This is a genomic window from Vibrio sp. 99K-1, assembly GCF_013114585.1.
Taxonomy (GTDB): Bacteria; Pseudomonadota; Gammaproteobacteria; order Enterobacterales; family Vibrionaceae; genus Vibrio; species Vibrio chagasii_B.
Genome location: NZ_VTXF01000019.1, coordinates 59000 through 73857, shown reverse-complemented (window position 1 = coordinate 73857; position 14858 = coordinate 59000). Strand labels below are relative to the sequence as shown.

At 44.3% G+C, this 14858-nt stretch carries 4 protein-coding genes; 3 read left to right on the top strand and 1 reads right to left on the bottom strand.

Annotated features, from left to right (window positions below; all coding sequences use genetic code 11):
* Nucleotides 1-19: 19 nt before the first annotated feature.
* The gene (gene pqiB, locus F0228_RS16260) at nt 20-1645 is read left to right on the top strand and encodes an intermembrane transport protein PqiB (RefSeq protein WP_061031713.1); all 1626 of its coding nucleotides are present in this window, start codon (nt 20-22) and stop codon (nt 1643-1645) included.
* Nucleotides 1645-2148: an ABC-type transport auxiliary lipoprotein family protein gene (locus F0228_RS16255; RefSeq protein ID WP_061031712.1), complete on the top strand. Its 504-nt coding sequence runs from the start codon at nt 1645-1647 to the stop codon at nt 2146-2148. The genes pqiB and F0228_RS16255 overlap by 1 nt, the downstream gene beginning before the upstream one ends.
* 124 nt (nt 2149-2272) lie before the next feature.
* Here the strand turns inward: F0228_RS16255 and F0228_RS16250 are convergent, their stop codons facing one another.
* Complete coding sequence (locus F0228_RS16250; protein ID WP_171730173.1) at nt 2273-4132, bottom strand: helix-turn-helix transcriptional regulator; 1860 nt, start codon at nt 4130-4132, stop codon at nt 2273-2275.
* Between the two features lie 307 nt (nt 4133-4439).
* On the opposite strand from F0228_RS16250, the gene F0228_RS16245 reads away from it, so the two are divergent.
* Nucleotides 4440-14837: a DUF11 domain-containing protein gene (locus F0228_RS16245; RefSeq protein ID WP_171762478.1), complete on the top strand. Its 10398-nt coding sequence runs from the start codon at nt 4440-4442 to the stop codon at nt 14835-14837.
* Nucleotides 14838-14858 lie beyond the last annotated feature (21 nt).

Below are 14858 nucleotides of genomic sequence, written 5' to 3'. Positions count from 1 at the left end.
TCAAAGAGGTGTGAAACACATGGAAAAGCAAAGTACTTCGGATGCGAAGGTATCAAAAAAAAGTGAGTTGTCGCCCGTTTGGATTGTTCCAATCATTGCGGTTTTGGTGGGGTGTTGGATGCTGTTTCAATACTTCAATAATCGCGGGCCAGAGATCACTCTGATCTTACCGGATGCGTCTGGTATTGAAGCGGGAAAAACGGCGATAAAATCTAAGAATGTGCATGTAGGTACGATTACCGATGTCGCTCTGAGTGAGGACTATGAATACATCATTGCAAAAGCTCAAATAGACAAGAAAGCTTCACGTATGATCAATGCTGAAACCCAGTTTTGGGTAGTGGAACCGCATGTTGGTACTGACGGCATTAGCGGTCTTGAGACTATTTTGTCGGGCTCTTACATTGAGCTCAAACCGGGTAAATCGAGTGAAGCCCAATTGAGGTTTGATGTGTTGGATACACCTCCAGTAGCGGGACCAGACACCAAGGGTATCAGGGTTGTAGTTTCCCACAATAAAGCGAATCAACTCTCAGTTGGTGAACCGGTGTTGCACCATGGTTTCGTGGTAGGGCGAGTTGAGAAAACCAGCTTCGACTATCAAAAGAAAGAGGGTAAATATCAGCTGTTCATCTTTGCTCCCTATGATGGGTTAATTTTCGAAAAAACACAGTTTTGGCTCTCTTCTGGCATTGATGTCAGATTTGGTGCTAATGGCTTAGATGTCAACTTTGCCTCGATTGAGAGTATTCTGACTGGCGGCGTAAGTTTCGATGTGGCCGAGAGCATTAAACCGGGCGCCCAAATCAAAGAGAACCTAAAAGAGTACACGCTGTATGACAATTACGACGCCGTATTGCAGGGCAAATACACGACCTCGCTTGATTATGTGTTGTTGTTTGAAGAGTCGGTTCGTGGCTTGAGAAAAGGCGCACCTGTGGAATATCGTGGTGTGCGAATAGGTACGGTCGATACGGTGCCGTTGCAGATACGTATGGACAAAGATGGCAAGGTTTCGAACCGTATTCCTATCCTTATTAAACTCGAAATTGAGCGAGTTTCTGAAGTCTTCAGGCAAGTGAATGCAAAAACCTTTGCTGAACGGGTCAAATTGCAGATGGGAGAGGGGCTAAGAGCGACCTTAAAAACAGGTAACCTTCTCACCGGGGCACTGTTTGTCGATATTAACTTTTATGAAGACGAAGAGCCTTATGAACCAAGAGAATTTGATGGTTATCAAGTATTCCCTGTCGTCGCTGGTGGCTTAACGGAAATTCAAAAACAGATCACCGACTTCCTTGATAAGATCAATGAGCTTCCACTGGATGCCACTATCGCTAACCTAAATGGTTCACTGGCTTCGTTAGACAGTACCTTGAAGAGCATGGATGAACTGCTTGATAGCGAGGGCGCGAAAGCCTTGCCACAAGATATCAGTGAAACCATGAAGCAGCTTGAGGTGACGTTAGATAGCTATGATGAAGACTCAGATGCTTATAAACAGCTTATTAGTGCGTCTGAAGAGTTAGAGCATGTGCTGAAAGAACTCCGCCCGTTGATCAAAGTATTAAACGACAAACCCAATGCGTTGGTGTTTGGTAGCGATGTAGAAGAAGACCCGATTCCAGTTAAGGGAGTGGAATAATGAGAAAACTATTTATATCACTGATTGTATCGTTCGGGCTTTTTGGGTGCTCTTCTCCCACTGATGGCACTCATGCTTATCTTCTACCAGAAAGTACGCTAGATAAGCCCATATTCAAGGTAAAAACTCGAGTCGACTTACCTGATTATCTCGACACCATCGGCATTGCGTATCGCAAGTCTGAAAATGAACTGGTTTCTGCGCGTAAACATGTTTGGGCTGAGAATCTAGAAGGGTTACTTGAAGAGCGTATTGACTCTTCCGATGCATCAGGGGAGTCGGATAAAGAGTTGATTATTACTTTCGAGCAGTTCAATGGTTCTTACACTGGCAATGCAGAAGTAAAAGGAACTTGGGTCTTGAGCGAGCAAGACGTGGAATTAGCACGAGCGGAATTTGAATCTAATACGCCATTAAAAGAGTCGGGGTATGAGTCGCTTGTCGAAGCTTTAGGGGAGGGGCTGGATGAGGTGCTTGCAGATATTCAGTCGCAATTGCCGTGATTATCAGAAGGTAATATCTAGGACGTTGCCGATATTAACTTGAGAACCTCGAATCAAATTAATGAGAATATGAGAAAGCCACCGTTGATACAGTGGCTTTCTTATAATTTACGCTTGTTGAAAATTATCCATACTTATTAATAAATGCAATAACATGCTTATTGCTAAGTAGCTCTATTTTATCGATCGTTAGAATACAGTATGCGTATGATTTATTTTTAAACCTAATGTTAGAGGCTTCTTCTGTTGGCTCTGAGAATTTATAGATTTCAAATCCGAGTGTTTTCATTAGATCTAATGCATTTGGGTTTTTGACCATCATAGAGAATTTCTTGATCTTCGTATTTCTTGCAAGAAGCTTCATATCGGAAATCAGGTTCGCAATAGACTGTTCGCGCTTCTCAGAGTGACCGCTAACCACAATGTAATTTAAGTTATGATTAGAATCCAAAGAGCAGGCTTGCTTAAGATGTAGACGCTTATTTTTATATTGCTCGAATACCTCTTCGTTGAAGAAAAAGCCTAAGCTATGACTAACAATATCGCCATTAACGTCGACCAATTTTCTTCCATGGGCCTTTTTTTCACTGTAATAGAGAAACAGATCGATAGTCTCAAGAGGTGAAGAGTCCACCTTTGTATATTGCGAAATCAGCTTTATTCTATCTATTACTGTTTTGTCATTCTGATCTGTCATCAATGGCATGATCTTACAGTTGCAGCCTTCTTCAATATCCCCTTTAGTGATAGATGATATTCGGCTTTGAAATGAAAAAAACCGTTCACTCAGGAAACCTTCAAGTAGTGCAGTGTCTTCGTTATCTTCGGAATCAAAGGACTTCAACGTTGTATACAAGTCTAGACCAAGGCAGTCCAATAGCTTTAGGGCTTTGTAGTTACTTGGCTTTACTTTGCTATTTTCCCATCGATTTATCGTTACGACATCTACAGAGCTGAATTCATCATCTAAGTGATTGATGTATGCTGCAAAATCCTTTTGCGTTAACTTCAATTTCTTACGCGCTTCGCGAAGTAATTTCGGAAATTTCATCATGGTAGAGTATTCATCTTTGATTAGTGACATTACGTTCCGATTCGTCAGATAGTCTATTTTATCAGTTGTTAATATACAGTAGCTATAATGTTTATCTTTGAATGTGATATTACATTTTTTAGCAGAAGGCTCTGAAAATTTAAATACTTCAAACCCTAGTCCCTTCAAGAGTTTCATCATGTTGGGATCTTTTACTAAAACAGAATACTTTTTAATATTTTTATTCTGGGAAAGTAACTGTATATCTGAAACTATATGCTCAATAACATGATCTTTTGTCTCTGAGTGTGAGCTTATATTAAAATAATTTATGCTTTTGCCTGAATTTAAAGAGCAGGCCATTCTGAGATCTAGCTCTTGAGTTTTTAATAGCTCAAATTGATGGTCTTCAAAGAAAAAGCCTACGTTGTGACTCACAATGTCACCATCTGTATTGATGAGCTTGTGGCCATGGGCTTTTTTCTCACAGTAATAGAGATATAAATCAATTTGGTCCAGTGGCGAAATATCGACTTTTGTGAATTTAGAAAGTAGTTTGATTCTGTCGATAACGCTAGTGTCACACGGCTCGGACATTAAAGGCTGTGACTTAAAATTGCGTTGGCCTTGTTTTTTATTAAGGCCTGCTAGAGCTGAAATTCGACTTTGAAATGAGCCATGGGATTCGTTAAAAAACGTTTCGAGTAGTGTATCTTTTTGTTCGGACTTGAAGCTCTTTATTGTCTCAAACAAATCTCCACCAAGGTACTGTAAGATCTTGAGTGCTTTGTATGTATTAGGTTTTACCTTATTGTTTTCCCAACGATTTATCGTTACGACGTCAACCGCATTAAATTCATCGTCCAGCTGATTTAAGTAGGTTGCAAATTCTGTTTGTGTAAATTGAAGTTCCTTTCTGAAGTTACGTAACAACTGTGAAAACTCACTCATTAAAACATTAACCTTCTGATAATTAACTCAATGTCTCGATTCTAATTTAGACATCAGACTCTCTATTTAACATCCTTAGTAATTTGTTTTTTACGGATGTTAATTGTTTGGGTTGATTGACCTGTATGTTGCGCATGTCCCTAAAAAGGCGAAATGCCAAAATAGTGACGTCAAATCTATGGCATTTAGCCTGGAGACTTGTCAATCTACTGTGAAGTGCGCGTTAATGTTCAGATACAACCTTGCCTTTTTCTTATCTATTTTATTGATCCCATTCTCCGCCCAAGCTGACACTACAGGGCTAAAAATGGATCTGTCCGTAGATAGTGCATCTTATGACAATGGACAAGAGGTGGTTTACACGCTTGTTTTAACGAATGGGTCAGACAAAGCCATTAATGGCTTTGACGTTAAAGATGAGCTACTCAATATTCTGACGATAGATGACCAAGGCAAGAGTGTAAACGCGTTTACTCAGGCTACGATCCAAGCGCATTCGACGGTGCTTTCATCAGCGGGCACGTTTAATCGTTTTGGAAACCTAGAAGCAACTGACGTGCGTGTGGCCGCAGGTGGTTCGGTGACCTACACAATGTCTGCAACGGTTTCTGGTGAGGCTGCAGGAACGATTGATAACTTCGCGACGGCGAGTTCTGGGCTGTTGGATTCGGTGGACTCAAACACAGAGTCCATTCAACGAGGCCTATATGAACACGACATTACGGTGTCAGTTGATAAGACGAACTACCAACTGAATGATGAGCTGACCTATACCATCAAGGTATCGAATACCGGTGACACTGTTATTAAGGCGATTGACGTTCAAGATGCCATTTCAGCTATCAAGGTGCTCAATATTGAAGGAGGCTTGGAGCAAGCCTTTACTGACAACGTTAACTCAGCCACCAAGGTCGAAGGTAGCAAAAGTGATCCAGGCACCTTTGCCGAATCAGGGGACTTATCAGTAAGTGATGCGTCGATAGATATCGGCGGATCTATTACTTACACCATCGAAGCTACCGTTGCCGACAATTTAGTCGGCGATATTGTTAATGGCGATGTGACAGCTGAAACCCGTGATGCTTTGGTTTCTGCTGATGTGCTAACCACGCCGCCCACTGCGCCAAATATCGCTCTGACACACACCTTGAACCAGTCAGATAGCTACTTGGTTGATGACAAGTTTTCCTACACGGTGACGGTAAGCAACCAAGCAAATACGGGTATCGCTTATCACTACTCAGTTCAGCAGTTTCTCGCTGACCTTGAAACCGACTTAGGTAATGATATCAGCAGTAACAAGAATGCTGACGATACAATGGGCAACCCATATGAGTCTTGGACCAATCAGGTTATTACTATTGGTTCTAACAGCATTTCTGAACTGAACGATACTGGGATTGAATCCAACAAGTCGTTAAACGACACAGTTTCTATTTATCCTGGCGAACAAGTCCTGTATTCGGTGGAGGTTGATGTAAGCCCAGTCTCAATTGGCGTCATTCCTCAAGTTATTGCACGGGTAGTGGATGCAGAAGGCACAGCAGGTTCTACTGATGTGTTAACGGCTCCTCTAGATACACAACAAGTATTGAACTCTTCATCAAGCCAAATTACCCGTAATAAGAACACAACAGATACTACGTATGTACCGGGGATATCCGGTGATAACGAAGTGGTCTATGACATTGTTATTTCAAACAAGGACGCTGAATTTTTCGCGAACGATGTTGAAGTTGTCGATAAATTTGCTTGTATCGTCACACAGCAAGCTGATGGTAGCACTGCTTCTGCGTTTTCTGAATGGAAATTAGAAGTCGCTGATAGAAGTGGTGATGGCTCTAATTACGGTTCATTTAACTATGGGTCTTGGACTAAAAACGACATCGATTTAAAAGTCGACCTCGCGCCAGAGGGCTTTGTTCATTACAAGTTGACCGCAAAAGTGGCTGATACAAGTGTAGGTCAAATTGTTGATGATGGTTCAGATGCAGGCTTGTGCTTGGGAGATAACTTAGGTGAGTCGGGATCTGGCGTTCAAATGCCAAATTCGAAATTGAAAGTACAAAAGGAAGTGGATTCTCGTTATTACTCTGCAGGTGGCACGCTCAACTATGAAATCACTGTAGAAAACAATGGTGATGGCTACGCGATTGATGTGCCTGTTTATGATGATTTAGCGTCAATCATGACCACCTCAATCAATGGAGCGCCAACCAAAGCGTACTTTAGCTGGGTGATAACCGCGAAATCTTATGCCTCTGACGGCTCTATTTCGGCAAACAGTGATCCTGGCTTTACTGGCCAAATTGAAGGTGATCAAAATAATAAAGTGATCTTAGATGAGACGGCTAAGTTAGCCCCACACGATAAGATCGTTTATAGCATTGCCGCTATCGTAAACCCAATTGCTGATGATGAGATTCGAAATGAAGTGGCGGTAGATAGCGTACTTTATTCCGATAGAGGCTCATACCCGAGAGACTATTACCTTGTTTTAGATAAACGTGTTGATGGCAATAACGAACAAAACGCATACACAGATACAACAAAGACCATTACCTATACGATCAGTATTACCAACCCAGAAGGGAATGGTTTCGCATCGAATATCAATGTTAAAGATGAAATCAGTGCCATAGAAGCTGAGTTACTTCACGAGCCGGGTGAAACCAAGCCAGTGTTCTCTTCATGGACGATCAGTGCTGAAAGGGAAGCGACATCTCCTTTAGTGAAAGCCTTCACTAACCCTGGCCTTTTCAAAGATAATGACAACCTGGATGCAATAGCTCAGATCCCACCAGGTGCGACGATTACCTATACCATTGTTGGGACGCTCGATCGCAGTGTCGACAGTGAGATTCTTTGGGGAGAATTCACCAATACCGCAACAGTGACGGGACCCGATACTAATCTATCGGATACGGTACGTACCTATCCTAGCGAACCGAATCTTGTAGTCGCTAAGACCGCTCAAAATACCGACTTTGTTGTAGGTGAGCGCGCTACATTCGATATTTATATCTATAACCGCGGCATTGGCTATGCAAATGACGCAACGGTACAAGATAGCATTTCAGCGCTTAACTTCTTTAATAGCTGGACAATTGTAGGTTCGACCAATACAGATAAACCGGGTTCTCGTTACGGTGACATTGCTAACGACACTGATATCGATACCGACGTTGATATTACTCCCGGAGGCTGGGTTCACTATGAGGTGAGCGGCATTGTTAAGTCTGACTATGAAGAAGAACAAGTATCGAACCGTGTTGATGTTTACGATCCTATTACAGACCGTGACCACAGCTCTTCTGCACAAATAGACAACTCGAACAGTGCTTACGACATCAATGTGTCTCTGTCGAAAACAACCGATGCGGTTCGTTACACACCGGGTGAAGACCTTACTTACACCATCGTAATTGGTAACAACGGTGATACCGACGAAACTGACCTTATCTTCATGGATCGATTGAGTGAGATCACCACCACGCTTGCTAATGATAAAGATGGTGAAGTAGAAGATGTTCTTAATCAAAACCCGTTTGACTATTGGTCTGTTGATACTGGCTCTGGTTTTGGCCCTCAAACGACTGAAGATGTGGAGTTCCCAGTTTCAATTCCGGCCAAAGACTTTGTCACGGTGCGTATTAAGGCGCATGTCAAAGACAATGCAGTATCTAACGGTGTCGCTGACAGAGACGGCGGCATAATCCGCAACGAAGCAGTGCTGATTCATGACGATAATGCCGGCTGTACTGACGATTGTGAGTATGCGAAACGTGCCGTGGCTGAAAACCATCAGGTACATAACAGTGGCGGCGTTGTTCGCACAACTAACATTAACCGCTACTCTCCGGGCGATCAGTTGACTTATACCATCAAGTACAACTCTCAAGACGGGCACGGTTATCGAAATAACGTTGACGTAAACGAACTGATTAATGACATATCAGTGGAGCTACAAGACGGCAATTCAGGTAATCCATTTTTCGATGATTCGGTAGGTTCAAACAAGTTTACGGTGGCGGTTGCTAAGAGCGATCCTGCAAACATGGGTACAACCGATGGTACTAAAGACGGTGATGTTGCGAACGACACTGACATCGTAACCTCGATTGATATCGATGCTGGCGAAGACGTGACTTACACAGTAACAGGTACCGTAAGACCGGATGCGGTCGGTGATATTCATTACCGAGATACCGTCGTTATTCCCGATGACTACCATCTAGATTTTGATAAAACGACCGATGAAGTGGTGTACGAGCCAGCTCAAACCGTGACCTATCACTTGGTGATTGAGAATGATGGCAAAGGTAACGCTCACGATATTCCAATCGTCGATAACCTCGAAGATATTACGGTCAGCTTAGTGGACGGTAATACAGGACCAGCGTATTCAGATTGGACCATCACATCGATCGCAACTGGAACCGATTCTGAGTATGTGGATGCGGGCGCAGGTGCTGGCAATGTTTACACATCAACCAACAGTAACCTAAATGTTGAAGCCGATATCCCGATGGGCGCTAAGCTTGAGTACCAAGTTGTAGCGACCATTAATGACAAAGCCAATGGAGACGTGGTTAACGTTTTAACCGTTGATGGCGACACGATCTCTCATGATATCTCGCAAGCTGGTCGTCAAATTGATTACGAAAAAAATATTCTGGACTACTACGATGCTGATGGAAACAAGATTCAGGGTGCAACGAGCTACATACCTGGTGGTTACATCGAGTATGAAATCTATATCGAAAATATCGCAACAGCGCATGTTGATGATATCAGCCTTCGTGATGACATCGACCAGATAACAACTCAATACTACGACGGAACTCGCGGTCCGGCGTTTGATAGCTGGACTATTGAAACCTCTGCAGATAGTTCAGGGATCTCTGACCCTGATGTCGATAACTCGATCAAAGACAATCAACCGATCGATACGCACTTTGATATATCGGCAGATAACTTTGGCCGTGCAGTCTCGTCACCGTTTGTACGTTATGTCATCAAAGCCAAAATCAGTCCCAAAGCAGTAGGTTCTTTCACTAACCGAGCGTATATCGATGAAGATGATGGCAACCAGTTCATTGCTGTTTCTCCCCCGACGTCGATGTCAGAACCAGAGATAACATTCTCGAAAAAGGCGTTCTATGACGCAGGCTTCTCTTCGGCAAAGACAAAGTATTCTCAAGCTGCTGGCGAGAGTGAGGTTTACTACCGCGTTGAGATTAAGAATACGGGTGATGGTACTGAATATGGTTCTCGCCTAGAAGACGCGATTTCGGCGATTCAAACTCGTATTGCAGAAGACAGCATTACTTCTGGTGGTGATCCTGTCGGCCAACCATTTTTAGCTGGCTGGGAAGTGAGTTTAGATAAAACAGCTGCGACGGGTTCTATTACCGACGCGATTGACTTTGTATCGGGCAACAACATCGATATAGATAACGAAATTGTTATCGCAGCTCAAGAAAGCTTAACGTTCACTATTCATGCTTTGATCCGTGAAGATGCATTGGGTGATATTAAAAACAAAGCGAGCTATGACGGTAGTGTTCGCACTGCGACTTTAATGCCGCTTGAAAATAATACCAGTGTTGAAAAACGTGTGGTGTCGATCAACGGTAACCTGTTTACCGATGGTGATACCTATCTGCCGGGCGATGAGGTTGAGTATGAATTTGTTGTCACTAACCAAGAAAACGGTTGGGCGAACGATGTTCAGATCAAAGACACAATAACGGATATTGAAGTCGAGGTTATTGGTAATAATAAGAGAATGCCAGCTTTTGTTTACAGTGATGTTTCTCATGAGATTAGCAATGGTATTGATGCCTATATTGATACCTATGTACCAAGCTACAACACAAGTGGCAACCTTGATATTGAAACCGATATTGCCGCGAGAGAAGTACTGACGTTTAACTTAACGGGTATTGTTCGTGACGATGCTTTAGGCACGATTGATGCTAACCGAGTGACAGCAGGAAGTGACTCAGCGACATCGCAAGAGATTCCTCCTAAAGATGCCGAGCTCGATTACTTCAAAACCTTGGTGTATACCGATGGTGAATCGGCAGGGTGTTCTGTTCCTTCAAACGATGGTAGCGGTTGTACTTATGCACCACGAGGTGATGTTGAATATCAAGTTACGTTAGAAAATATCGGAGACAGTATCGCCGGTGATGTACCTGTTATTGACGCTATTCATGCAATTAAAACCGAAGATGGTGATGATGCGTTCTCTGACTGGGCAACGGCTATTGCGGTTGAACCTGTTGGTACCTATGACGTGCAAGGTAGTTACAGCGGCAACGTACCATTGGATGCAACTGTCGACCTTCGCCCTGGTGAGCGTATCGTTTTTGATGTGAGAGGTACGGTCTCGACATCAGCGACAGGTACAATCACCAACACGGCACAAGTGAATAACGGCAACACCAACGACATCATACTTGATCCGGGTCGTTCGAATATCCTGATAGATAAATGGACAGATACGCTTGAGTACGTGCCGGGCGGAATGGTTAATTACTATATCGATATAACCAATAACGATGTGGACACTGGCCTGTTTTCTATTCGTGACATCATCAGCGGCTTTGAAGTCGAAACTGTCGATGGCTCAATGAAAACCGCACTCATGGAGTGGACGGTTGATTATGATGTGCTTTATAACTCCGCGCCATCAGATCCTAACGCTAATGATTTCTCTGAGCTCGATAAGCTAGTAGGTCAAAACAGCCCAGACATCGATTTACCTGCCGAATCGATCAAGATGGCAGGGCGAGATGATGCTGGCACTGGTGGTGGTGATAAGTACACCGTTGTCCGTATTCACGTAGAAGGCAAGGTTCGTGATGACGCGATTGGGCGCTTTACCAATACGGCTTACCTGCGACATGGATTAGATAATTCGAAGATTGCTCGCTTGAGAGAAGGTTATATCACTCCGAAACCGGGTCAATTGGTGTTAACCAAAGAAACGACGCCAATTGCAGAACCTGATGCCAAATACCAACCGGGTCAACCAATCTCATACAAGATCACTGTGGCTAACACGGGTGAAGGTTACCTTGTCGATCATGTCTTAACCGATCGTATCGACACCATCATGACAGAGGTGGCTAACAGCCCAGATCAAGAACAAGCGTTGACAGGCAAATGGGTCATTAGTAACGAACAGCTTGATGGTAGTGGCGATCCAACACTGAACGCACGCAAAGATGTGATTAATACCCCGCAAGGTTATGGTGCGACTTACAGCATTCACCCGGGTGACAGTTATTCATTTGTCGTGACCAACACTGTTAATGATAAGGCCAAAGGCGAGATCACTAACGTCGTTAAAGTTGAGGGTGACGATGGTGAGCACTCTGCTGACGCGACTTACCTTCCTGAAGACGCGCAAGTTGAGATCATTAAAGAGGTTGATAAAGCAGAGTATCTTCCGGGAGAGGCGCTTCAGTATACGGTAACCGTTAAGAATAACGGCTTAGGTTGGGCTGAAGATGTTGCTATTGAAGATGCGCTGAAGTTGGTTGAAACCACGATTGCAGGCGGCGCCACTGAGCAAGCTTTTGACCCTGCTTCAATCCAAATATCTGCGGTATCGACAACCGGTGAAACCCCAGTACCGGATGCAACCAGTGGTGAAGACCTTAATGAGACACTCGATATTGCGCCTCAAGACAGCATTGTTTTCACGATTCTAGTGACGACTAATCCGTTGGCGACAGGCGATATTACTAACATCGCGTCAGCGACCTTTGACGGTACAACATTTGATGACAGTGCTACCAGTACACCAGTGTTGGCGACGGTTTCGGTAAAGAAGACGGTTGATACGCCATCGTATGAAGTAACCAACCTGATTAACTACGACATCACCGTAACCAACAGCTCTGATGCGTTTGCATCTGGTGTTCAACTTCAAGACATCATCAGTGACATTCAAGTCGACACTACCGCGGATAAACAAGAGTCGGCATTTCTATTATGGGAAGTGAGCTTTGATGCCTCGGATGATCGATCTGTTGTCACTCCAAAGACGTTCGACTTGAGTGAAGACATCGATGTGAGTATGGATGTTGCGCCACAGAGCACTGTGACTTTCCATGTTAAGGCGTTAATTCGCACGACAGCGATTGGTTATATCAGCAATACGGCAACCATCACTTACAACGGTACGCCACAAGACTCGACGGTAGTCATGACGCCGAAAGACTCTGAGTTTGTTGCGACCAAAACCAATGTCCAAACCGAGTATGAGCCGGGTGGTGAGCTAGAGTTCCTGATCACCGTAGAAAACACCTCGAACAACTACATCAATGACTTAAGTGTTGTTGATGACATGGAATCTATTGAGGTGTCGTATTACGACGGTTCGACGGGGCCTGCTTTTGTGGCTGGTTCCACCTCTTTGGTAGTCGATTCAACCACAATAGGCACTACCACCGAGCAAGTTAGCCCGACGGAATACAACGTAGATATCGCACCGCACGGCACAGTTGTGTTCCGCTCAAAAGGCACCGTAGTCGATACCGCGACTGGACACATTGTTAATACCGCGCAAGTAGACGGCGGTGATGTTATTAGTCCTCCAGTTCACACTGTGGCGGCTGTGGTTCAAGCCGAGCTGTTTACCGATGCCCCGTATTACGTTCCGGGTGAGCAAGTTGAGTATCACTTAGTGGTGCAGAACATTGGCCGTGGTATAGCTAAGGATGTCGTGCTTTATACTCAGTTCTCTGAATCCATGGGTGACCATATTGATGGTTCACACAGCCATGCCTTTGATGACTGGACACTAACTGCATCATCAGAAGGAGCTGAAACCCAACCGGGTACTTTTGATAACGATAAAGATATCTTTACGTTGGTCGACATCGCGCCTGGCGGAAAGATTGACTACACGTTCACATTGACGGTCAACGAAGACATGCTGACTAATATCGATGTGCTTGGTTACTACCTTGATTTAACTGGTAGCCCAGCGATGCGCGCTCGTTCTAAGGGCATGTTGGCCTCTGAAACCTCGATGCAGGCAGTGGCAGACCAAGTATCCGCTTTGGATCTACCGCCAGTGGGTGCTGATCTTGTTGTTGAAAAACGTTCTGATAAACCTGAATACACCGAAGATGATGACAGCGTGACTTACTATTTAGCCGTAACTAATAACGGTTTGGGTAATGCTGCGAATGTTCGCCTAACCGATGAAATCAGCGAACTGCAAAACAGCGTTGGCAACGAAGTGTTTACCGATTGGACCATTGAAGGTGTCGAAGTCGATGACTCGGGCGCAGTTATTCAGCGTCATACTTTCCCAGTTAACAAAGATCTAGACACCACAGTTAACCTGAAATCCAACAAACGTAACGCATATGCGTTTGAAGTAGTTGGAACTCTAGGTAAAGGCTTGGATGACGACATCACTAATACTTTTACGGCTACTGAATCTGACGGTACTGAAACCAGCGACAGCGTAACCAATCACATCAAGAAGATTCCTGATAACTCTGGCGTACTTGAGCTAACGAAATCTGCGTTACAAGACACGGCGCAAGTCGGTGATGCGGTTGAGTACGAGATCATCGTTGAAAATAACAACGAATCTTACTTTAAGGACGTCACCGTGGAAGACCGTTACCCAGGCGGTCTGAAATACATCGCAGACACATCAGAAATCGTATTGAGCGGTGTTGATGGTGAGTTTGGGACGCAAGATGACCAAGTGATCACTCAAGAGCCGTCAGACACCGGCAAGCTCATGTTCACCTCGTTGAATTTTGAACCGGGCGAGAAGCTGCGTATTCGTTACTTATTACGAGTATCGGTCGGTGCCACTTTTGGTGATTACATCAACACAGCGGTCGCTAAAGTGGATGGCTCGGCGGTATCCAATGAAGACACTGCTAAAGTGACGGTTGAACCTGACAAGGTATTCGATACTTCTTCGATCATCGGCAAGGTGTTTGAAGATCACAACAAAGATGGATTCCAAGCCGACGCTACAGCCTTTGATGTGGAGTTAACCGCGAACCTAGCAAAACAAGGCTATATCGCCGACTCAACACATATCATTCGGGATGGACAAGATATTGCTGTTAAAGATGGCGCAATAACCACAGCGCTTGAGCAAGGTTTGGAGCTTGGCGATCTTTGGGGCCATTCGGTGAACCGAACGCTTCCAGAAACCAGCAAAGTGGTTATTCAGTTTAAAACACGCACACAGCAGAGCTTTGATTTCTATGTCACGACCGATGCGGGATCCCGTATCGAGTTTGATGCAGAAGGTCAGATTCAGTTTAAGCATGAATCCGATAAGAGGAAGGGACTGAGCGCGGAAAACCTCAACGTAACCAGAAACCTGTATCGCGATGGCGAGGATTACCTGTGGGAAATCGTTATCGAGAACAAAGGTATTTACGAGGATGGTATTCCGGGCGTTAAGTTGATGACGGTTGAGGGAATCGTTATTTACACAGACCAGTACGGTCGTTACCACGTGCCCGACCAATGGGTACTCAATAAGAAAGGTAAGAACTTCCTCGTGAAGTTGGACACTGACTCGCTATCCACCTCTATGGAAGTGGTGAGCGAAAACCCGAAAGTGTTGCGAATTACCCCGAACAAGCTCACCAAGTTCAACTTTAGCGTGCATCGCAAAGATCAAGAAAGTGAACAGCAGTAAGCCATTGGAACCGTATCTGGA